Below are 22,639 nucleotides of genomic sequence, written 5' to 3'. Positions count from 1 at the left end.
CATCTCTAGCTCTTAAACACAATATTAATATCATATTCGTCATATAAAAAGCTTGAAATCTGATCCCTTGCTTCCGACTTTACATCCTTGAGCCAGGACGTGTCCAGCTTTTCGATCGTTTCGATGCGTAAATTTTCATATTTCGTCTTCGCTTTTTCAATTTGCATGACACGATTCCTTGTGAACAGGAAAAGCGATATACAAGCCAGCAGCGAGCCGGAGAGAAGCGAGTTGGAGATGACCAAATCGAGAATGGACAGCGCATTGCCGCCGGAGGGCAGCAGCACTTTCCGATAGAAGGTAATGAGAAAATAGAGAATGAACACTGCCGTCAGTATGGCATAGATGGGCTGAGTGGCTTTGAGCTTGTCCCATTTATTTTTCCTGTCCCTCAGCTCCACAAGCAGCTTGCTGGCATCGTCGCTTAGATTAAGTTCGGGCCATTTTTGCATAGACACTCCCCCTCTCTATCAGCGTATGCTTGCCCTCAAGGATTCTTGCCATAAAAAAAAGACCACAAGCATCACTCTTCAAGTTAGGTCGAAGATGCTTGGGTCTATGTATGCTTTGGAAAAAATCAAATTAGAACCGTTTTTTTCCTACTAAAAACTTTTTATTTCCTTTTTTAGCCGCCACAGGCACATGCTTATAGCTGCGCACCATCGGATTTTTACATAATGGACAAGACGGTAAAGCTTCCGTAACGAATTCTTTGCGAACCCATGCTTTACAATCCGTCTCCTTACATTTCCAAATCTCAATTTGTTCGACTTCTGGCTTCTGTTCTTCCGTCACGGCACTCGTTGATGTAGACATTTCAGTTATGTTCTCCCTGTTTCGTAGATTAGACTACTTATTATTATACAGATCAGTTCGAATATCAAGTCTTTCCCGTGTTCAAAATTATTTACCGGTGGTAGAATGGATAAGGCGGTTACAAATTAGACACAGAATCCAAAGGCAGGAACAACTCATGACACATTTACTTCAGGAGTGGAAGACGCAATTTAGCGGGTACAGTCGCAATATTTTGCTATTCTTTTGGTTTAATTTTGTTTGGAATTTAGGTTTGGGCATGTTTGGTCTCGTTTATAATCTCTATGTGAAAAGTTTGGGCTATGAGCAGACGACCGTAGGAAGTATCGTTGGCATGACAGCTCTTGCCTCCGCACTCATTCTAATACCTGCCGGCATTATGAACGATCGGCTCGGACCGAAGCGCGTCATTACGTTTGGACTTATTTTCACTTTAGCCGCATTGACGGCCCGCTCCTTAATTGAAGGCCAACAGGGGATGCTCGTCAGCGCTTTCTTCGGCGGTCTGGCTCTTGCTGTGGTCTCTGCAACGATTTTGCCTTTTATGGCGAACAACTCTACACCCCAGCAGCGGGTTCACTTGTTCAGCTTCAATATGGCTTTGGTCATGCTTGCCAATGTCATCGGCATTGCGCTTGGCGGTGTGCTTTGCGACTTTTTTCAATTCATGATTGGGTTTGACGAAATACACAGCTTGCGATATACCTTGCTGATTGGCGTTGGGATCGCCGCGCTTGGCGTCATTCCAATGGCTCTTTTTGACAAAAGCGAACAGGAAATTCAGCCAAAACGCGAAAAGCTGCACGTTAAAGAGCTATGGAGTTCCCACAAAACGTCGATTCAAGTCATTGGTATTTTTTGCTTGCTGGGGCTTTTGTCCTCGACAGCTGGCGGAATGGTCGTTCCTTATTTGAATGTCTACTTTGAGGATCGGTTTGAAGCGTCCAAATCAGCAATCGGTATCGTGGTGGCGTTAGGACAAGGAGCTACGGCTATCGCTTTTCTCATTGGGCCTATGATCGTTAAGCGCTATGGGGAAGTGAAATCTGTCGTTTATTTGCAGCTAAGCTCCATCCCATTCCTGCTGCTGACGGCTTTCTCAGCTAACTTCTACTTATCGTCAGGCGGTTACTTGTTCAGACAAGCTTTAATGAACGCAGCCAACCCTTTTTACAATTCGATCAAAATGAGTTATGTTCACCGTTCGCTCCGCGGACTAGCCTCCAGTTCAGGCGAAGCCGTATTTAATCTGGGCTGGTTTCTTGCTTCTCCGGTGAGTACAGGCCTCGTGTTCCGTTACGGCTCTTACTATGGCTATGCGTATGCTTTCTGCATCACAGCTGTCGTCTACTCCCTTATTTCCTATTTGTTTTATTTCTTTTTCGGCAAAAATCGCTTTAAACCTGTGGATGAATCCAGTTAAAATGGTTCTTTCCGTCGTTGACTTCAACGATGGAAAGGCCATACAATGGAATGACAGCGCATTCATTTGCGAAGCTTTATGCTCATTTTCTTGTAACGGTTATAAGGGGGTACCTGTCATGCGGAATAAAGTCATCATCAATAGACAAAGTATTGTCTTACCCTGGATGATCTCCTATATCGTGATTCTCCTTTTACCTGTAGCCATTGGCTTATTATTGTATGTGGAATCGAATCGAACGCTGAAAGAAGAAATTCAACAAGCGAATGATTCCTTATTGAAGCAAGTACGCGAAGTTATGGACAATCAATTCAAAGCGATGGAGCAGCTGAATTTCGAAATGACCTGGAATGTGAACATGCAGGAGCTGCTCTATTCCAATAAATATGACGCTTATCCCAAAGAATACAGGTATGATCTGTACCAGATTGCCCGCAGCCTCAGCCTATATCAGACCTCTTACCCACTCATCGATTCCTTCTATGTCTATCTGAATAAGGATCAATCTGTGATTCTTCCTGCTACCGTTCGAACAAGCAGCTTTGCTTACGATACCTTGCACAAAAGCGAGGCGTTTAGCTACACTTCCTGGCAATCCACACTCAATCGCAGCAATTTCAAAGGCTTCATTCCCATGTACCGCATCGGCAGTGAAAACAAGCTGCTCAAAACAGTCGCATATATCAGCACTTATCCGATGGAGCATAATAACCCTGTTGCCACTAATGTCATTATGGTGGATCAATCACGTATTCTTGGCGCCATTCAGAATATGGAAATTTTCAACAAAGGTCATGTTCTTATTCTCAACGAAGAAAATCAAATTCTTGCCTCCAATTCGACGGATACACTGCCTTCCGGTTTTCCTTTTGAGGAATTAGCCCGATCAACGCAGTTCTATTACACCGGCTCAAACGGGGAGAAATATGAAGTCTTCAATATCCAATCCCCTCGTTCCAAATTAAAATACGTTTCGATCATGCCCAGCGTGATCTATTGGCAAAAAGCGGCGCATGTCCGCAATCTGACCTATATCAGCATGGCGATTAGCTTGCTTGGGGGAGGCATTCTGACGTATATCTTTTTACGAAGGAATTATCATCCTGTTCGCCGCCTTGTTCACGCCTTCTCTATGAAACAGAACAACACGTCTCACCAGCGATTCAATGAATTTCATTTCATCCAAGAAGCTGTAGACAGAACCTTGATTGAAGTCGCCGATTCCAAAACGAAAATGGAGCAGCAGCGCCGAATTGTCCGCTCCCACTTTATTGAAAAGCTGCTCAAAGGTAAACTGAACAGTCAGATTCCGATACATGAAGCTTTAACAACGTTCGAAATGAAGCTGGATCGGCGTGATTATGCCGTTATGCTGTTCGTTGTGGATAAAAGCGAGACGTTCACGGAACGCATCACTCATTTGTCGGAAGAAGAATCTTGGAAATTTCTTCAGTTCATTGTAATGAATGTGGTAGAGGAGCTATTGGCTGGGCAGCACCGCGGCTATGCAGCGGAAATCGACGATACCCTGACTTGTTTAGTCAATCTAACCACCGACAATGAGAGAAGTTCCAAAGAGGAACTGCTTCGCATTGCCGAGGAAGCACAGGCTTTCCTTTCAGCGACATACAACATTCACCTTACCATAGCGATAAGCAGCATTCATGAACAATTGGCTGATGTTCCGCAGGCTTTCCTTGAAGCGCTTGATTCCATGGCCTTCAAGATGGTTATGGGAGGACGTGAAATTCTCGCTTATGATGATTTACAGACCAATGTCATTAGTGAAACGAACACGGGATATGATTATCCCCAGCAGGTTGAGCAACAATTTCTGTATACTCTCAAGCTTGGCGAGCTGGCCGAAGCGCAGCAGATTTTATCCGATATCATGCACCGAAATTTTGAATGCCGCGATATCTCTGTTTCTCTGGCCAAATGCCTCATGCTAGGCCTTATCACTACGATGATGAAAAGCATCAGCGAAACCGGCGATATTCAAGAGAGCTTTTTTATTCGCAACCCGCAACTCATCGATCGTTTGCTGGGCAGCAAAACTGTTCAAGATATGCAAAAGCAGCTGAATGATATGCTTGCGCAAGTCTGTACGTACACAGCAGCCAAGCGGCAGATTACTATTTCGCAAACACGGCAAAAGGCGATGCAGCAGCTAGTCGAAGAAGTGTCCACTTTCATTGAACACAATTATACCGATGCCAATTTGAACGTCACCATGATCGGCAGCCATTTCGACCGGAAAGCCACTTATCTTTCCAAGCTCTTTAAGGATTACGCCGGAGAAGGGCTGCTCGACCGCATTAACAAAGTGAGAATCAACAAGTCGAAGCAGCTGCTCAGACAGCAGGAGCAATCTGTCGGAGATGCCGCTTATGGGGTAGGTTTTAATGATATTAATGCCTTCATTCGTGTTTTCAAAAAAGTCGAAGGCATTACGCCAGGCAAATATAAGGAACTGATAGATAAATAACTTACTAGCGGGGGCTGTCTCAAAAGTAACTATTATCAATAGTCAGAACAGGCTCAATCGTTGGAAAAGGTAATATTTGAATGAAAAAGGAGCTAAGCGGCTTGTAGCTTGTATCTGCTTAGCTTCTTTGTTTTTGGCACCCACTGCTGCTTTCTTGAGCAGATTGTGGGCAAGGGAAAGCCACCCGACCTCCAAACTTACTTTTGATAAGCCTCGAAGCAGAAACTTTTTAAAACCACGGTTGTTTTTCATGAAAATATTGTAATTATATCCCATTAAATTTAAACTATTCCATATCATTTTTCGTCTATAGTATACAAGGATTATTAGGAGGAAACAAAATGAGAATTATGATGAAAGTCATCGCCCTAGCTATGACTGGTAGTTTAACATTGATATCTACAACAATTGCAGCCGCGACAAGTTCCTTTCCTGTTACAAAGGCCCCCTTTCCGGTTCAATTTAATGGCGTTACCATTGACAACCAAACTGCACAATACCCCCTATTGCTTTTTAAGGACATCACTTATGTTCCAATGACGTGGGATTATAGCCAATCACTTGCACTGCAAGTTTACTGGAGCCAAGAAACCGGTCTTGCGATTACCAAATTACCTCCAAAAGGGATTGCGGTCAAACCGGAGACTGCTTCTCAAGTTGAACAATTACAAAATGCAGCTATGCCCACTTTCCCTATCACAGTAAACGGTAAGCCCATCGACAACGCTAATGAACCTTATCCTATATTGGTGTATAAAGATATTACTTACTTCCCATTGACCTGGAGATTCGTTCATGACGAATTTGGGTGGGAAACGCAATGGAACAGCACAGAAGGACTTCGAATTGAAACTGATAAGAAACAAATTCTAAACAATATATTGTATGAAGATGATTCCTATCTCTACCTGGATACAACGAATTCGACTATTTTAAAAATTGCCAAGGACCTGCAGAGTGATCCGATTACAGTAGATAATAGTGAAGCCGAATCAATTAAACGTGCAGCTCTCAATTCCAGTAGAGCTACGGTCATTTCCTTGGAAGGTGAAATGAACGAACATTTCGAACGGGTGGGCAATACGATTCGTTATCGAGGTACTGACATTATGGACCTTGCTGCTGTAAAGTCTGTAAGTAACGATCCAGTAGGTTTTGTGACCAAAATTGCCGACGATGTAGATCTTGTTGTAGTGGGAGCCAAAAAAGATGACAGCGATCCAGAAAAGTGGTGGACCACACTCCCCATATATTACACCTATGTGCTAAAAGACCATACGGCCAAAATCGTGCCTGGGTTAACGCAACGGCCAACTCGTTTCATCATAACATCCGATCGTTCAGTTTGGCTTGTTAGTGATGCTGATATTAATTTGTCCAAACCCACGAATCCACGATCGCAAATCGGGCTCATTGAATCGAGTGGGGAAGTTCATGGTCTCAATGTGAAATTCAATAGTCTCGACGTTGAAATTGTCTCACTTCAGGAAAAGAAAATCATCGTAAAATCATTTAACAACCGATTTGGAACAAATATAGCTAAAGAAACTGACGGGTTTTATTCCGTAGACACGAATTTCTCAATCCAAAAACTAACGGATCTCTCCTCCAATTCTGCCTACATGGATGCGAAAGGAAATACTTATCTCGTGAATAAGGGCAATAGCATACATTTAGTGAATACAAATCAAACTTGGCATCTATTGACTATACATTAAAAATGTTGTTCAAATAGCGAGCAACAGATTGTATAAATCCGGTCTTCCCTCTACCAGACTTTTTGAGACAGCCCTCTTCGAAATGAGCCAAATAGCGTGATTTCACGCGCTACAATTGGCCTTTTTCAAGACGAAATTGGATATTTTGTATAACATAGAAACAGAAATCACGAGGTAATTGGATATTTTGCAGATAGTGAAATTGTAAGCGTTACCATATAGTTGAGGTAAGACATCAAGCACCCTACCCCAACGAAAACTCTTAGGAGGTCAACGTATGAAAAAGAACAAAAGAAACATGTTCACAGTGCTGGTGGCAACATCCTTAATGGGAAGCTTAACGGTCGCTTGTACATCTAATCCCCCAACAGCTGTCAATACTGCTAGTCCCAAAGCTACCTCCGGTGGAACAACAGCGCCAAGTGCAGCTGTCACTTATCCGATCAAATCAGACAAAACCTTAACGTATTGGGGAGAGCTCACAGGCAATGTGGTTGGTGTGAAATCAGCTCATACGGATATTCCTTTTTTTCAGGACTGGCAGAAGAAAACCGGCGTGAATTTAAAGTTCATCGCGCCTCCAACGAACCAAGCAGCTCAAGCACTTAACGTCATGCTCGCATCCGGCGACTTGCCGGATATGATTGAATTTGATTGGCAAAGCGCCTTCCCAGGCGGGCCGGAGAAAGCGATCAAAGACGGCTATATTCTGAAATTAAATGATACGATTGATAAATTTGCACCAAACCTCAAGAAATTCCTCAAAGAACATCCTGAAGTAGATAAACAAGTAAAGACAGATAACGGCAGTTATTATGCGTTTCCTTTCATCCGTGGCGATGACTATCTCCGTGTGTTCCAAGGCCCTATTGTTCGCAAGGATTGGCTGGATGAGCTTGGCCTTCCCGTTCCTGAGACCATTGATGATTGGTATACAACGCTCAAAGCTTTCAAGGAGAAAAAAGGAGCGACGGCTGGCTTCTCCGTTGTAAGCGTTCCAAGACCCTTTAATGAGCTTGCCAACGGCGCCTTTGCCAGCGCTTTTGGAGTGACGCGTGATTTCTTCATTGATAACGGCACGATTAAATTTGGACCTGCTGAAAAAGGCTACAAAGACTTCCTCGCTACTTTCCACAAATGGTACGAAGAAGGTCTTATTGATAAAAATTTCGCGACAGCGGACAGCAAAGCTTTGGATGCCAATATCGCCTCTGGAGCAACAGGCGTTACTGTTCAGAATGCCGGCGGTGGCATCGGGAAGTGGCAGCCGCTTGTTGTAGCCAAAGATCCTAAAGCGGTGTTGATCGGAGCTCCGTATCCGGTTCTGAAAAAAGGCGATATCGCCATGTACAGTCAGAAGGACCCGGCTAACGCTCCAGGCGGTTCCGTCGCGATCACTACCTCTTCCAAAAACATTGATACAGCAACAAAGCTGCTGGACTACGGCTATTCGGATGAAGGGCATATGTACTTCAACTTCGGCACCGAAGGCGTTTCTTACAAAATGGAAAACGGCTATCCGAAATACACCGATCTGCTCATGAAAAATCCGGATAAGCTCGCACCGGCTCAAGCCTTGTCTCTCTATATCCGTGGAAATTACAACGGTCCTTTCGTCCAGGATAAACGCTATATCGAGCAGTATTTAGCTTTGCAAACACAGCGGGATGCCGTGTCGACTTGGCAGAAGACGGACGTGGATAAGCACAAGCTGCCTCCAATTACAGCTACACCGGAAGAAAGTACGGAGCTTGCCAAGATTATGACCGATATCAATACTTTAGTGGATGAGATGACACTCAAAATCATTTTAGGCACAGAATCGGTCGACAGTTTTGATAAATACTTAGAAAAATTTAAATCCGTGAAGTTAAGCCGAGCGCTCGAAATTAAGAAGGCTTCACTGGATCGTTATAACAAAAGATAACGAATATGGCATGGGGAGGGCGTCCGCTCTCCCTATTTAGGAAGAAACCGAAGCGGCGAAAGGAGAGATTATATGCGTAAAGGAACTGAAGCTACCTTCCCGACACGCTTTAGGCGCGATTTTTTGCTGAATAAATATTTATATTTGATGATGGTTCCTGTAGTGGCTTATTACTTGATCTTCCATTATGCACCCATGTACGGGGCACTGATCGCCTTTAAAGAATATACGCCTAACAAGGGTATTCTAGGCAGCGAATGGGTTGGCCTCCAGCATTTCCAGGAATTTTTTGGCAGCTACTATTTCTGGCGAATTCTCAAGAATACCGTCATTATCTCCCTTTACTCGCTATGCTTTGAATTCCCTGCGCCGATTATTTTGGCCATTATGATTAATGAGCTTGCCAATAAAAAGTTTCAGCGTTTCGTTCAAACGGTTACCTACATGCCTTATTTCATTTCGCTTATCGTCATTGCCGGGATGGTGAAGGACTTCACGAACAGCGGCGGTTTGATCAACAACCTGCTCACACATGTCGGTTTTAATGATACAGCCATGCTGCAAAAGCCGGAAATGTTCCGTACGATCTATATTTTATCTGAGATTTGGCAGAAGATCGGGTGGGAATCCATTATTTATCTTGCTGCCTTGATGAGTATCGATCAGGAGCAATATGAAGCGTCCAAAATTGACGGCGCCAACAGGTGGAAACAGATTTGGCATATCACATTGCCCGGCATTTTGCCTACGATTGCGATCATGTTCATCCTGCGGATGGGAAATTTATTAAACGTGGGCTTCGAGAAAATTATTCTGCTCTATAATCCCAGCACCTATGATACCGCAGATGTCATCTCCTCCTTTGTCTATCGGAAAGGGCTGCTTGAATTCGGGTGGAGCTACAGCTCGGCAGTTGGCTTGTTCAACTCGGTTATTAATCTTGCCTTGCTCGTTACGGCTAATAAAATAAGCAAACGCGTCAGCGAAAACAGTTTATGGTAGGAGAGGAGGTGCTGAAGTGAGAACAAGTCCATCCGACAAATTATTCGTTACGATTATTCATATCTTACTGCTGCTGCTCGTCGTCATTACCTTGTACCCGCTCCTATATGTCACCTTCGCCTCACTTAGTGACGGCAGCCTCTTGATTACGCACAAAGGATTTCTATTCAAGCCACTGGGCTTTAGTTTGGAAGCTTACAAAAGCGTGTTTCACAACCCCGCCATTCTGAAAGGCTATCGGAATACACTTTTTATTCTCGTATTTGGCGTCATCACGAATCTGGTTGTCACGTCCTTGGGTGCTTATGTGCTTTCACGTAAAAATGTGATGTGGAACCGCGTCTTTATCTTCATGGTCGTCTTGACGATGTTCTTCAGCGGGGGACTGATTCCGCTCTATCTCGTGGTCAAAGGCGTCGGCTTGCTGGACTCCCTCTGGGCGACCATCTTTCCTTTTACCATTAACACTTTCAATCTGATCATTATGCGTACCGCATTCATGGCCGTTCCCGAAAGCTTGGAGGAATCTGCCAAAATAGATGGCGCCAACCACTTGGTCATTCTGTTTCGAATTATTATCCCCCTTTCCATGCCTGTCATTGCCGTGATGATTCTGTATTATGCTGTGGAGAAATGGAATGGCTGGTTCTATGCTTCCATCTTCTTGCGGAATCGCGAGCTCTACCCGCTCCAGCTTACGCTGCGCGAAATTCTGATTGCCAACAATACGGACGGCATGTCCGCAGGCGCGAATGCAGCCGAGCAATTCCAGATCGGGGAAACGCTGAAATATGCGACCATAATGGTAGCTTCCGTGCCGATCTTGATCTTGTACCCGTTCGTGCAAAAGTATTTCGTCAAAGGCGTCATGATTGGCGCTGTGAAAGGATAAACTGAAAAACCTCCATTCCCACTTGAGTAGTGGTTTTGGAGGTTTTTTGGCATCAACTTAATCGATATAGCCGGCAAAGCCATTTTTCATTAAATAATCCATCTCTACTTCCAGAATCGTATCGACATCAAGTTCCGTCAATTTCACATCAGGTCTGCTCAAAATATGATCAATCAGCTCATCGCTGTCGATATCCGCTTGTCCCTTGGCACTTGCCTCAGCCTTGGCAATAAATGCTTTTTCGTATTTCAAAACCAGTTGAACTTGCTTCGGGTCTAACTTCACTTTCGCAACAATAAATTGTAAAAGCTCTTGCTCGTTTACTTGCCCACTCATGTACTCAGGTCAACTCCTCATCTTCTTTAAGCCTATTGTAGCATAGTTGTCCTTCTTGTCTATTTCTCATATTCCTCCCACCAAGGAAGCAAGTCATGTTAACATAGAGCTAATGGAAAAACATTCCTTATATCAAGCAATGGCAGAAGGAGGCTTTATGGAATTAACATCACGTGTTGCTGAGTTGGAAAAGAAAGTAAAGGAACTCGAACGACAAGTAGGCGAGCTGCTCCGAAATCAACCGCACCACACCACATCGGAGCCAAATCAAGCTGAACGAACACCGCCACTTTCAGAACCAATACCGCCGGACATACAACCCCCTCCACAGGAGGCTCGCCCACCGGTTGAGAAAACCATGCCTCCTAGAGATTGGGAGCATTTGATTGCCCGTGTATGGCTGCCACGCATCTTCATCGTCGTCTTTCTGCTAGGCGTCCTCTGGGGTTTCACTGCAGCTGTTAGTGCTGGCATCCTTACAGAACCTGTGCGTTGTATGCTCGGCGCTGCAGCAGCATGCTTCATGATCTGGCAAGGAGAAAAGCAAATTCGCCATAAGCATGCCGCGCTCGGGCAAGTACTCCTAGGCGGAGCCATGGGGGTTCTGATTTTATCCTTGTTCGCCGCTCATATGCTTTACGAACTGATTCCATCAAGCTGGGCTTTTATTTTGTACATTATCACAATTGCGCTTAGCGTCTACTCTGCTGTTCGCCATCGCTCACAAGCACTCATGATCATCACCCTGCTTGCCGGGTATCTGGTTCCCTTCCTCGTTGACTCCATCAACCCCCATATATGGGTTTTCGCTGGCTATGAGGGATTATTTTCGATGTCAATGATGGTGTTGTCGTTACGCTACTCGTTTCGGGGCGCTTATTTTACCGCCTTTTGGGTTCTGCATCTTCCATTGCTGATTGTTGCCCTATTTGACTATGGCACCAATGACCGGGCAGCCCTTCTAACGATCGTTATCCTGCAGCATTTGCTGATCTTTACGATCTCCGTAGTCCGCGCCAAGGAACCGCGAATTGGGCAGCGAATCCTGCTGTTTTTAAGTTTCGGCTTGCTTGCCGCCTGGTCATACGGGCTTTACGGCAGCTCTAACCATAGTAGTGTCTATGAATGGCTGCTGGTCATTGGGTTCTTGCTTTATGGCAGTACATCTTTCTGGCTTCATCGGCAAAAGAATACCTTTTCCGCGCAGGCATCCATCGCAACGTTCAGCGCTCTGCACTGGATCATTTATGTGCTTCATGGGAATGAAGCAGGCTCCGCTATTGTGGTCGAAGGCGCATTGGCGTTATGCCTCGGGGTCGCCTTCCAAAGCAAGCTGCAGCAAATCAGCGGTGCGGTTACCTTTTTCATCGGCATGCTGTTTGTATTCGCTCATCCCTTGCATGACGTATTGTCCGAGGAATCTTTGGCGTGGCTTATCCTTGTAGCCTCTATCTTTGGCATGTACGCTTACTTCCGCTTCAAAGTTCAGCAAGGACTTGTCCGGGTTCAACTCAGCCTGTCGCTCGTATGGTTGGCGTTAGTCCTTCTACTTGTTTATCTCACACAGTTGACGAATGCGCTAACTCGCTCACTTGATTTTGACTACCAGCATTCGGTCCTTTCCGCGGTTTGGGCTGTTTATGCGATACTCCTCATCGTCATAGGTCATCTGATTCACAAGCCCAAGGCCCGACTGGTCGGCATCATTTTCTTATTCATTACTTTACTCAAAATCATCTTCATCGACCTGCCTGATGTATCTACAGCGATCCGTGCTGTTCTGTTTATCGGACTTGGAGCTATCGGGGTTGGGATCTCGCGGTTGTTTTATAGGCGCAAAGAGTAGGGCAGGTGAAGACGCTAAATAGACGACACACCGCTGAGCCTCCCTTTTGGGGAGGCTCATCTTGGTCATCCACCACTTACGGTGCCATTACCTAGTCCCAAAGGGAACTGTGATCCGCTATATGGCTGAAAACCGCCTAATCTCACGCCAAAGGGAACTATGATCCGCTAATTCAGCATTTCCTACTCGGAATCACCGCTTTTCGCCGAAATAGCGTACCATAGTTCCCTCTCATGCTGTTTTTACCCTGTTCTCCGCCAATTAGCGGACCACAGTTCCTTCTCATGCTACTTTTACCCCGTTCTCCGCCTATTAGCGGACACAGTTCCTTCTCATGCTGCATTTACCCTGTTCTCCGCCAATTAGCGTACCATAGTTCCTTCTCATGCTGTTTTTACCCCGTTCTCCGCCAATTAGCGGACCACAGTTCCTTTTCGTCATACTAGTCACGGTTTTGCAATCTGCTCTGGTCATCCACCGCTCACTCTGCCATACTAGCCACGGTTTCGCAATCCGCTCTGGTCATCCACCGCCCACTCTGCCATACTAGTCACGGTTTCGCAATCCACACCTGAGCTTCTACTGTCCATTTTGGATGAATTTCAGCCTTTGAATCGTACGAATACTATTTCTTGTCAGCCAGCCATTCGGATAAGCTCTTTATGTCCTCTTCCTGCAAAATGGATTTAAAGGCAGGCATGCCGCCTTTCCCATTCTGAATCTTGTCCGCAATCTGCTCTTGGCTTCTTATTCCGCCAACCTTTGCCAGCGAAGGTCCAATTTTTCCTTGCAAATTGCTGCCATGGCAGGTCATGCAATTGCTCTTGTACAACGCTTCAGGCTTGTTTGCACTTATCGCAGGGCTTGAAGCTGCTTGATCTCCTCCCGGCTTAGGCGCCTGGGTTGCAGTCCCGCACCCAGATAACAACGCTAAAAGCAGAATCAACAAACCTGCTGCCCCATTCAGTTTCAGTTTCATTTTCATACTCATACTCATACTCATACAGCCCCATACAGCTCCTATCTAGATCTATCTGACATCCATCCCTGCTCATACACATAACGGGTAAGCTGAACCCGATTGTCCATGCTTAGCTTCTGCATCATATTTTTCAAGTGATTTTTCACGGTATGCTCCGAAATCGACAACCCTTCAGAAATTTCGCGATTGGACTTGCCGCTTGCCACCCATTTCAAAATCTCATTTTCCCTTGCCGTGATCGATGTGTTCACAGGCACAGCCTGCTTCTCTTTGTGCGAGAATTCCTGAAGAAACCGCAAAGCCAGCTCACGGGACATGGGCGCCTCGTCCACAGCAACAGCTTTTAAATATTCATGCCAGGAATCTGCGCTTAGATTTTTGAGAAGGTAGCCTTGCGCGCCTTTCTTAATCGCCTCGAACAAGTTGGTAATATCGTCGGACACCGTGATCATCACGATTTTCACATACGGATACTTCTCTTTAATTTGTTTGGTTGCTTCCAAACCGTCCATTTTGGGCATATGGATGTCCATCAAAATTAAATCAGGCATCCATTCCTCCATAAGGATCATCGCTTCTACACCGTTCTTGCCTTCTGCCACAATCTCAAACGAGGGGTCTTTTTTCAAAATGGATCGAATGCCTTCCCGGGCATGGGAGTGGTCATCAACAATCAGAATACGGAAGGGCTGGCTCATCCGTCGGCCTCCTTATTAAAACTCAACTCCCTTCTAACTATACGCAATAATTCAGATTTCAAAATGACTCAGAAGAGCTATTATTGCTTTATTTGGGGTGCATTTCGTGACATCTCTTCGACATCGGTGCATGAAATAGCCCTTTCTAGTCATGGCATCTTTCATCCAAGCAGGTATAATGGCAACCAGAGAGACAAGTAAAAAGGAAAAATGAAAGGGAGGACATGATGAAGAAAGCATCAGCAGGGCTTGTTCTAGCGGGACTCTTGCTATTGACGGCATGCCAAAGCTCCAGTATGGATGACATGGCAATGAATCCTAACGATATGAAAATGATCGACGTCGATCTGCAAGTAAATCCTGAATTACCAAAAACCGACGAATGTGTGACGCTGCAAGCTACCATTTCACAGGATGGAAAGAGGGTCAAAAAGGTAAGTGACATAACTTTTGAAATATGGAAAGAAGACCAGACCAGCGAGCATATCAAGGTCAAGGCAGCCAAAAAAGAAGCAGGCGTGTATGTGGTAGAAAAGAAGTTCCCAACAGCCGGCACCTACAATGTGACTGCTCATACAACGGCATCTGGCTTCCATGCAATGCCCAACAAGCAATTCCAGATTTCAGGTAATTAAGGGGGTTAATGAAGGTGTCCGTACAAACACATACCAAAAAAATGGTTTATCGTTACGCAGCTGTCGCCTTACTTGCTCTTGTAGGTCTATTCTTGGTCCTATGGTATCGGCAAGATACAGCGCTGCCCATGATCAAAAAAGCTCCGGAGTTCACACTCCAGAACTTAAAGGGGGAGCCGGTTCAATTAAGCGATTCCAGCGGAAAAGTAAGGATCGTAGAGTTCTTTTTCGGCAATTGCGTGGATATTTGCCCGGCGACGACTTCCAACATGGTTTTGATGCAAAATAACCTCAAGGAAAAAAAGATATTCGGAGATAAGGTTGAATTTCTAAGCATCACTTTCGACCCGCTGCGCGATACACCGGAAGCTCTGGAGAAATATGCTAAGGCGCTGGGCATTGATCAGGGAGCTGGATGGCAATTGCTCAGAGGAAGCGAGCAGCAGGTTCTGCAAACCACCAATGATTATGGCATCATGGCTGTTAAGCAAAAGGATGGGCAATTTGCTCATTCGATCAAATCCTTGTTTCTGATTGATCAGAACGGATATATCCGCAGCATATTTGAAATGGGGGCAAGCATGGATAACGAAACGATTGAGAAATCTATCCGCCAGCTTCTGCGTTAAAGATCAAACGCCATTAAATCTCTGGCCATGGTGATCGGACCTTTGTAGATGTCACTCATCCCTTCGATGTAAGCCCCCTCTGCCTCTTCATTCGCTGCTGGGGCCGGGATATGGTGAGTCAGCACCAGATGCGCGACGCCAGCCTTCCGGGCTATCTCGGCTACCTCCAGCGTGGTCGAGTGATACTTGGCCGGATTGGAGAGACCGACCTTTTGCTCTGGGAACTTGGCAATCAGTGTGTCGAGCCATGACTTGTTGTAAGATTCATGGATCAGCAAATCAATGCCACGGCTATGTGTGACCATATTCTCAACCGGGATGGTATCTCCTGAAATAACAACGGACTTGCCGTTGTATTCAATTTTATACGCGATGGCAGGATATACAGGTCGATGATCCACTTCGAAAGCCGTTATTTTCACGCCGTCCCGCTCATATACGATGCCCTCATTGCTTTCGTGATAGACAATATCCTGCCCGTCTTCGGCGGAGAAATTGTAATTCACTCGAAGGTTCACATCGAAGTCGAAGGAATCCCTCATTTTACCTATAATCGCTTCCGTCGTTTGGGGACCATATACGTTCATAGGTCCTTTACGCCCCTCAAAAACGCGATCCGCAATAACATGCGTACGCCAGCTTGTAATAAATACATCGAAAAACCCGGAATTATGATCACTATGATGATGGGTGAAAAATACGTCAGAAATACGCTGTGGCATGATCCCCGCTTTAATCAATTGATCCACCGTCGCACCGCCGCAATCGAAGAGAAAGGTCTTATCTCCGGCAAGAATCGCGACGCCTGCTTTGGCCCTTCCATAAAAGGCTCTTGGTGTACCCGTGCCAAGTATCACGGCTTTGATCTGCTCATGGAAATCAGGCAAAAGGTTTTCTTGTGGTTGTAAATACAAGGGAAAAGCCTCCTTCGTTCAGAACAATTATTTGTCTTGCTTTATTTTTCTTTCTTCAGTTCATCCAAGAGCGAGGTGTCCAAAAATTTGCTGAAATCCAGTTCCTCCGCTTTTACTTTCAGATAGCCGGCATCATAAGAGATCTTCGCCTGCTCATTAATATCTGCCAACGTGATATCCTGGGTAAGCTTCAAATGATCGATTGCCGCTTTGATCAGCGCAGGCTCCATTCCTTTGCCTGTCAGAACCTTCAATTCGCTGCTGATTAATTCATAGGCTTTGTCCGGATTTTGCTGAATGAAATCAATGCCTTGCTTGTTGGCTTTCACAGCCTTCTTCGCCAAATCACGATGATCTTTCAGAAATTTATCATTGGCAACGAGAATGGTTAGCGGATAATTGCCATCCTTCGGCGGGATTTTATTCCAATCCACTAGAATCGTTCCCGTTCCTTCTTGAATGATTTGCGTGCCCCACGGCTCGGCAATTAAAGTAGCATCCACTTCTTTCTGCCGAATCGCCACCAAGGTGTCTGCGGGAGCACGTGTTACAATTTGCACGCCGGAGGCATCGGTGGAAACCTTCAAGCCTTCTTGCTGAAGCAGCGAACGAAGCGAGAGATCCGGGGTTCCGCCTTTAGCCGCAACAGCAACCGTTTTGCCGACGAGGTCCTTCACGGTTCGGATGCCTGCATCCTTCCTCGCGACCAGAACAGCTCCGCCGTTGTTCACACCAGAAATCACTCGGATATTTTTGCTTTTCAAATATTGATTGATAACCGGACCCGGACCTACGTACCCAAGATCAAGCTGATCCGTAGCCATCGCCGTTGCAAAATCAGCCCCATTATCAAAAGAGGTAACTTCTATTTTGGCATTTGGACCAAAGGCTTGCTGGAAGTAGTTATTTTGCAACGCGATAAACCCTGGCGCATGCGTCACATTTTTCAAAATCCCGATTTTCACAGTTATATTGGCCGCACTAGTAGATACCGCAGCTTCTTTGCTTTGTCCGCATGCCGATAGAACCAATCCGCTGATGATGGCCAAACTCATGACCCAACCCCATCTTTTCATCTAAAATCCCCCTTAAATAACCTATTATTTCTTTAACTGAAAGCGAAGAACAATACGATCCTCCAGCTGTTTAAAGCAAAAATGGTCTGAAATCGTCCCAATGACCGCAATAATAATGACAACACATAGAATCGTAGCCGTGTCTCCTAAACCGCGTCCATCCTGAAGCATCTGCCCCAAGCCGACGCCTTTGGCGATTAGCTCTCCGGCGACAAGGGCCCGCCAAGCGAAAGCCCAGGCGACACGGATGCCCGTGATCCAATGCGGAAATGCCGCCGGCAGCTGCACTTGAAAAAATAACCGGTAGCCGCTGCCTGTTCCCAGCATTTGCGCTGCCCGCAGGTGAATCGGCGAAATATTCATGATCCCCGTTCGGCTGGCCATCGACATCGTCCAAGTTGCGCCAATCGTCGTTATGAAGATAACCGCCGTATCGCTCAGCCCGAACCAGATGATGGCAAATGGCAGCCAAGCAATGCTCGGAACGGTCTGAAGCGCAACAACCACAAAGCCGAAAGTCTCGTCCAGATACCGATAACGTGCGAAAAGATAGCCAAGTATCGTCCCAATGCCGATCGAAATCGCAAAGGATATGAGCAGGCGGCGAAGGCTCGCTCCTATCGCGCCGAGGAGATGACCCTGTGTCAATCCATCATAGAAGGCTTCCACTGTTTGCAGCGGTGAAGGGAATTTCCAGCCCCACTGAAATATTCTAAATCCCAACTCCCATATGATCAGCAGAAGAAGTAGAAATAGCGTTCTTCTTAAGGCTGTATTCATAGCCAAGCTCCTCTCTGACTACCTTCTCGAGCTCGTCGGTCAGAGCTTCCATAATCTTGTTCTCCAGCGCATGTATCAGCGGATCGCCCATTTCATGAGGTCTTGCCGCCTGCACGGCAAACTCCTTCTTGATTTTCCCGGGCTGTGTCGCCATAACCAGAACCCGATCCGATAACATGACGGCTTCGCGAATGTTGTGCGTAATGAATAGTATCGTTTTCCCCGTTTTCAGCCATATTTCTTCCAAATCCTTGAGTAAAATGATCCGCGTTTGCTCATCTAAAGCTGCAAAAGGCTCATCCATCAAAAGAATATCGGGATCCATCACAAGCGCTCTGGCGATCGCTACTCTTTGTTTCATTCCCCCAGAGAGCTCATGAGGATAACGATCTACAAATTTACTTAAATGCACCGCTTTAATTTGTTCCAGCGCGAGGTCATAGCGAGCTTTCTTCGCTAAGCCCTTTTGCTTCAAGCCAAAGGCTACGTTATCCAGCACCGTCAACCACGGAAACAAGCCGTGCTCTTGGAAAACAACAATGCGATCGGCTCCGGGTCCAGTCAGCTTCTGACCATTCACCGCAATGCTTCCGCTGCTTGCCTGCTCGAAGCCGGCAATTAAATTCAGCAACGTTGACTTGCCGCATCCGGATGGGCCAACGATGGAAACGAACTCCCCTTTTTGTATAGTCAAAGAGACTTCGTCCAAAGCTGTATAGGTGCTTCCTTTCCGCTGAGTATACCTTTTGCTCACTTTGTTGATAGCAATCATGGGTCACCTCCTGTCTGACGATGTCTACACACTAGCGAAAAATTGATTCGGACGAAGGATCACGATTTTCTTTTTCGAGTAATCAATGAGCGCTTGCTCTCGCCACTTGTTCAGCGTTTCTGTTACGGTTTGCCGGCTGCATCCGATGACGTAAGAGATTTCTTCATGGCTCAGCGGCACTTGAATCTCCAAGCCTTGATCCGTTGGTTTGCCAAGCTGCAAGAGAAACCACGCCAAACGCCATGCGACAGGGCGGCAGATCAAGGTTTCGACCATTTGCTGCGTCTGCAAAAGCCGCCGCGCGCCAAGAACCGCAAGCGAGTAGGCAAACTCCGCGTTTTCCTTAGCCAGCTCAAGAAACTTGCGGGCATCGAGCGTAATAAGTTGGCTGTCTACCAAGCATCTGGCATATCGTTTCCGTGGGATGTGGGTCAAAATTTCCGCATTTCCGAAGATTTCCCCCTCATAGCGAAGAAACAACGTGATGCCCTGCCCTTCTTCCGAGGATTGGGAGATTTTGATTAAGCCCGCTTCCACATAATAGGCACCGCTCGGCTGATCATTTTCTTGAAAAACAAACTCATTTTTTTTATAGCTTTGCAGCGTCCCATGTTTCCGGAAAGCCTCTATCATAACTTCCTTGGTTGGATCTTTCTCTTGCAAATCGGCAAGCTCATTGAATTGGTCCATAGGATGAATCCCCTTTTTATTAATTCCCATATCACATGATTTAATGTCGAGTATTCCGATGTGTTATAAATATATTATCACATGAATCTAGGTTAAAATGTCGGATTCCCGACAAAATCAAAAAAATAATTGCAACGTTTCCAGCAAATCGAATCAGAAATAGACCTCTGCCGCACATGCAGAAGTCTTTTCCATGAATGTGAACTTTCTTTGAAATCATTGATTTCAATGCTCATATGCGATATATTCAAATCTTGCTAGTTGATATATACATCTAAATCTGGTCATATTTACAAATAAATACACGAATTCAAGGAGAGATCAACTTTTATGACATTGAAAAAAACGACAGCAGGCGTGATCCTGCTTTCCATGATGCTAACCGCAGCCGCATGCTCCTCCGAGCCGAAACAAGCAGCAACCAGCCCAGCACCAACAACAGCCGCTACGGCAGCGCCACAAGCAACGCCAACGGCTGAGAGTCAAGATGCTTTGAATTTGAAAGGTTATATTGCTGCAAGAATCTCGCAAGAGAAAATCGACTTCCTCTTCGCGGAAGCCAAGTCCAAAGACGGCAAGCTGATTCTTAACCCCGTAGCTGCGGACAGCAAAGAGAAAGCCGTAAAATTCCTGTCCAGCTATTTCGATGCGGCATTGGCCGATAAAGTAGCGACCCATTACTTGACCGATCAAAAAGCAGATGGAGCTATCATCACGAATACAGCGCCGTTCTTCCCTGGGAATTTGCTAAACACCCAGAAACAAGACATCACTTTTGATGCCGCGAATACCAAAGATCAGGTTGCTTTTACAACCAAAGATGGCGTTACTTATACAGCCAAAAAAGTGAATGACAAATTTGTGCTTGCAGATGCAGTGAAGAAATAAGCGAGTCGACCTAGCTTTTGTGCGTGAGACGGAACTAGGATACGTTATTTGCTTGAAAATGGTTGATTTCCAGTTCAAACGGAACTACGGTACGCTATTTGCTTACGTTTCACCTTGGAACGTGTTTTTTTGAACAAATAACGTACCATAGTTCCTTCTCACTGCTGATTTCCTCTGTTGATCCACATTTAGCGGATCTCAGTTCCCTTTCAGACATATAAAGTGCATAGGAGCCTCCAATTCCACTTGGCTAAGTGGTTTGCGAGGTTTTTTTGCCCCTCCGGCAGCCACCTTGTCCTCATTGCACAAAAAGAGACCCACGGCAACGGGCCGAGGGTCTTAAAGTAATTCTATTTTAAAGGGGGTCGAGTTTTATTATACGAAAGTTTTGTTAACTAGAGATGAATTCTATATTTCTTTTTGATGACAAATTAATCATCTATATGACAGAACTTTTAAAAAAAGAATCCGGCAACAGCCCAATGTCATTAAGTTAAGGCGCAGGGTTAAAATCAAAAAAAGAGCAGGTTATCTGAAAAGATAGCCCGCTCTTTTTTTGCATGAAAAAGAAAAAAAGAACTTGACAAGCAGTTGAAAGTGTGTGGCGAAGCCCCTTGAAAAACGAGGAGGTTACGCCAATGAATGAGTACGCGAATTCGCTAAAAGAAACGCTGACATCTCTCATACGAGAAATGTCAGCGCTACCCGCACCATATGTCAAAAACCCCGAAAGAGATTTTACCCGAAAGAAAAAGCTGCCCTTTGAAACGGTTATGCAACTCCTGATCTCGATGGGCGGTAACAGCATCTATAAGGAACTCTTGGAGTCGCAGGGCTATGATGTAAACACCGCAACCACTTCTGCTTTTGTTCAGCAGAGGAATAAAATCCTGCCGTCTGCTGTGGAATTCCTGTTTCACGAATTTACTCAATCGCATACGGATATCAAAGACTACCACGGGTATCGATTACTTGCGATTGACGGTTCGGATTTACATATCGCAACGGACCCTGCCAACACGGACACCTATTTTCAAAGTCAACCGAACACGAAAGGCTACAACCTTTTGCATTTGAACGCAGCCTATGACCTCTGCAACAGACTTTACGTGGATGCCATTGTTCAGCCGCGAAGATTGAGTAGCGAGGGAAGAGCACTTGCAGCTATGGTTGATCGTTCCCCCATCAAAGGTAAAATCATTGTTATTTCCGATCGAGGCTATGAAAGTTACAACAATTTCGCGCATATTGAGCGCAAAGGATGGAACTACGTCATACGGGTAAAGGATTTGGATTCCAATGGTATTCTTTCGGGCTTGCGTTTGCCCTCTAGCGGTTCGTTTGATATTGAAGTTCATCTGACACTCACAAAAAAACAAACCAAAGAGGTCAAGGCTCATCCCGAGATTTACAAGTTCATCCCTTCCAAGTCAACATTTGATTTTTTGGATTTGCATGAAAACTTGTATTACCCGATTTCCTTTCGGGTTGTTCGTTTCGTCCTGCCAAGTGGCGCCTATGAAACTGTCATCACGAATCTTTCTGCCGCAGATTTCCCACCCGATGAACTGGAGTCCATTTATAACATGCGATGGGGCATTGAAACCTCTTTCAGAGCGTTGAAATACACCGTCGGATTGACGAGTTTTCACGCAAAGAAACAAGAGTCCATCATCCAAGAGATTTTCGCAAGAATGATCATGTACAATTTCGCTGAAATGATGACCTCACACGTCGTCATTTCCCAAATGGATAAACGGCACCACTACCAAGTCAACTTCACGGTTGCCGTTCACGTTTGTAGATATTTCCTGCGTTCAAAAGATGATGAACCCCCGCCCGATGTTGAAGCGTTGATTCACAAAAACATTTTGCCGATTCGACCCATCCGCCCAGGACAGCAGAATACGCGCAAAATCCGCTATAAATCAGCTGTTAGCTTCGTCTACAGAGTAGCATAAATCGTTTAACAAGACCATTTTTTTAGCGGATATTCCATCCGTTTGTTTGCTGTGCGCTTTTTTCCTTGTTTGCATAAAAAACAAACGGCACAGGGATTTTTCCCATGCCGTTTTCGGATTCATCTTTATTCCGTATTTTGTCTTTGAACTTATCTTAATGACATTG

The 22,639-nt window shown here is 45.4% G+C and carries 22 protein-coding genes and 1 pseudogene; 11 read left to right on the top strand and 12 right to left on the bottom strand.

The window, feature by feature from the left end; translation table 11 throughout:
* Positions 1-5: 5 nt before the first annotated feature.
* Complete coding sequence (locus BC351_RS32060) at positions 6-452, bottom strand: DUF2663 family protein (protein WP_079418736.1); 447 nt, start codon at positions 450-452, stop codon at positions 6-8.
* Between the two features lie 130 nt (positions 453-582).
* A complete protein-coding gene (locus BC351_RS32055; protein ID WP_079418734.1) occupies positions 583-816 on the bottom strand; it encodes a cold-inducible protein YdjO-related protein in 234 nt (77 codons plus the stop codon).
* Positions 817-823: 7 nt separating this feature from the next.
* Between BC351_RS32055 and BC351_RS32050 the strand changes: the two genes are divergently transcribed.
* Positions 824-2,239 carry an MFS transporter gene (locus tag BC351_RS32050; protein WP_482811868.1) on the top strand — a complete coding sequence of 472 codons (1,416 nt, stop codon included), beginning with the start codon at positions 824-826 and terminating at the stop codon, positions 2,237-2,239.
* A 118-nt stretch (positions 2,240-2,357) separates the two neighbouring features.
* A complete protein-coding gene (locus BC351_RS32045; protein WP_158082304.1) occupies positions 2,358-4,727 on the top strand; it encodes a helix-turn-helix domain-containing protein in 2,370 nt (789 codons plus the stop codon).
* A 144-nt stretch (positions 4,728-4,871) separates the two neighbouring features.
* Here BC351_RS32045 and BC351_RS44475 read toward each other — a convergent pair.
* Positions 4,872-4,979: pseudogene (locus tag BC351_RS44475) on the bottom strand (transposase); the annotation flags it as partial.
* A gap of 89 nt (positions 4,980-5,068) precedes the next feature.
* Here BC351_RS44475 and BC351_RS32035 point away from each other — a divergent pair.
* From BC351_RS32035 to BC351_RS32020, 4 genes are all read left to right on the top strand, one after another.
* Positions 5,069-6,445 (top strand): hypothetical protein, encoded by a 1,377-nt coding sequence (locus BC351_RS32035; RefSeq protein ID WP_079418726.1) that lies wholly within the window; start codon positions 5,069-5,071, stop codon positions 6,443-6,445.
* A gap of 277 nt (positions 6,446-6,722) precedes the next feature.
* Positions 6,723-8,372, top strand: coding sequence for an extracellular solute-binding protein (locus tag BC351_RS32030; RefSeq protein WP_079418724.1), 1,650 nt, complete (start codon positions 6,723-6,725; stop codon positions 8,370-8,372).
* 72 nt (positions 8,373-8,444) lie between these two features.
* On the top strand, positions 8,445-9,374 hold the full coding sequence (locus BC351_RS32025) for an ABC transporter permease (RefSeq protein ID WP_079418722.1): 930 nt from the start codon (positions 8,445-8,447) through the stop codon (positions 9,372-9,374).
* Between the two features lie 16 nt (positions 9,375-9,390).
* Positions 9,391-10,266, top strand: coding sequence for a carbohydrate ABC transporter permease (locus BC351_RS32020; RefSeq protein ID WP_079418720.1), 876 nt, complete (start codon positions 9,391-9,393; stop codon positions 10,264-10,266).
* Between the two features lie 57 nt (positions 10,267-10,323).
* Here the strand turns inward: BC351_RS32020 and BC351_RS32015 are convergent, their stop codons facing one another.
* Positions 10,324-10,602 carry a hypothetical protein gene (locus BC351_RS32015; protein ID WP_079418718.1) on the bottom strand — a complete coding sequence of 93 codons (279 nt, stop codon included), beginning with the start codon at positions 10,600-10,602 and terminating at the stop codon, positions 10,324-10,326.
* A 157-nt stretch (positions 10,603-10,759) separates the two neighbouring features.
* On the opposite strand from BC351_RS32015, the gene BC351_RS32010 reads away from it, so the two are divergent.
* Complete coding sequence (locus BC351_RS32010; protein ID WP_158082303.1) at positions 10,760-12,448, top strand: DUF2339 domain-containing protein; 1,689 nt, start codon at positions 10,760-10,762, stop codon at positions 12,446-12,448.
* A 625-nt stretch (positions 12,449-13,073) separates the two neighbouring features.
* Here BC351_RS32010 and BC351_RS32005 read toward each other — a convergent pair.
* Together BC351_RS32005 and BC351_RS32000 are read right to left on the bottom strand one after the other, a co-directional pair.
* A complete protein-coding gene (locus tag BC351_RS32005) occupies positions 13,074-13,451 on the bottom strand; it encodes a c-type cytochrome (protein WP_079418714.1) in 378 nt (125 codons plus the stop codon).
* Between the two features lie 17 nt (positions 13,452-13,468).
* Positions 13,469-14,128 (bottom strand): response regulator, encoded by a 660-nt coding sequence (locus BC351_RS32000; protein ID WP_079418712.1) that lies wholly within the window; start codon positions 14,126-14,128, stop codon positions 13,469-13,471.
* Between the two features lie 224 nt (positions 14,129-14,352).
* Between BC351_RS32000 and BC351_RS31995 the strand changes: the two genes are divergently transcribed.
* Complete coding sequence (locus tag BC351_RS31995; RefSeq protein WP_079418710.1) at positions 14,353-14,763, top strand: FixH family protein; 411 nt, start codon at positions 14,353-14,355, stop codon at positions 14,761-14,763.
* Between the two features lie 14 nt (positions 14,764-14,777).
* Complete coding sequence (locus BC351_RS31990; RefSeq protein ID WP_244209246.1) at positions 14,778-15,392, top strand: SCO family protein; 615 nt, start codon at positions 14,778-14,780, stop codon at positions 15,390-15,392.
* On the opposite strand, the gene BC351_RS31985 is transcribed toward BC351_RS31990, so the two are convergent.
* The 5 genes from BC351_RS31985 to BC351_RS31965 are packed head-to-tail and all read right to left on the bottom strand — an operon-like array spanning position 15,389 to position 19,624.
* Positions 15,389-16,306: an MBL fold metallo-hydrolase gene (locus BC351_RS31985; RefSeq protein WP_079418706.1), complete on the bottom strand. Its 918-nt coding sequence runs from the start codon at positions 16,304-16,306 to the stop codon at positions 15,389-15,391. The genes BC351_RS31990 and BC351_RS31985 overlap by 4 nt on opposite strands.
* 41 nt (positions 16,307-16,347) lie before the next feature.
* A complete protein-coding gene (locus BC351_RS31980) occupies positions 16,348-17,382 on the bottom strand; it encodes an ABC transporter substrate-binding protein (protein WP_079418704.1) in 1,035 nt (344 codons plus the stop codon).
* A gap of 24 nt (positions 17,383-17,406) precedes the next feature.
* A complete protein-coding gene (locus tag BC351_RS31975) occupies positions 17,407-18,162 on the bottom strand; it encodes an ABC transporter permease (protein WP_079418702.1) in 756 nt (251 codons plus the stop codon).
* Positions 18,095-18,934 carry an ABC transporter ATP-binding protein gene (locus BC351_RS31970; RefSeq protein WP_079418700.1) on the bottom strand — a complete coding sequence of 280 codons (840 nt, stop codon included), beginning with the start codon at positions 18,932-18,934 and terminating at the stop codon, positions 18,095-18,097. The genes BC351_RS31975 and BC351_RS31970 overlap by 68 nt, the downstream gene beginning before the upstream one ends.
* A 24-nt stretch (positions 18,935-18,958) precedes the next feature.
* On the bottom strand, positions 18,959-19,624 hold the full coding sequence (locus BC351_RS31965) for a Crp/Fnr family transcriptional regulator (RefSeq protein WP_158082302.1): 666 nt from the start codon (positions 19,622-19,624) through the stop codon (positions 18,959-18,961).
* A 330-nt stretch (positions 19,625-19,954) separates the two neighbouring features.
* Here BC351_RS31965 and BC351_RS31960 point away from each other — a divergent pair, with 330 nt between their 5' ends.
* On the top strand, positions 19,955-20,512 hold the full coding sequence (locus BC351_RS31960) for a hypothetical protein (protein WP_079418696.1): 558 nt from the start codon (positions 19,955-19,957) through the stop codon (positions 20,510-20,512).
* Positions 20,513-21,150: 638 nt separating this feature from the next.
* The gene (locus BC351_RS31955) at positions 21,151-22,473 is read left to right on the top strand and encodes an IS4 family transposase (protein ID WP_079412048.1); all 1,323 of its coding nucleotides are present in this window, start codon (positions 21,151-21,153) and stop codon (positions 22,471-22,473) included.
* On the opposite strand, the gene BC351_RS43055 is transcribed toward BC351_RS31955, so the two are convergent.
* Positions 22,441-22,639 (bottom strand): hypothetical protein (locus tag BC351_RS43055; RefSeq protein WP_208629714.1); only part of this gene is annotated, 199 nt, incomplete at its 5' end. The genes BC351_RS31955 and BC351_RS43055 overlap by 33 nt on opposite strands.

Origin of the sequence: Paenibacillus ferrarius (assembly GCF_002027705.1) — a bacterium.
In the GTDB taxonomy this organism is placed as follows: Bacteria; Bacillota; Bacilli; order Paenibacillales; family NBRC-103111; genus Paenibacillus_E; species Paenibacillus_E ferrarius.
Note: the sequence above shows the minus strand (reverse complement) of the source record. Positions and strands in the feature narration are given on the sequence as shown.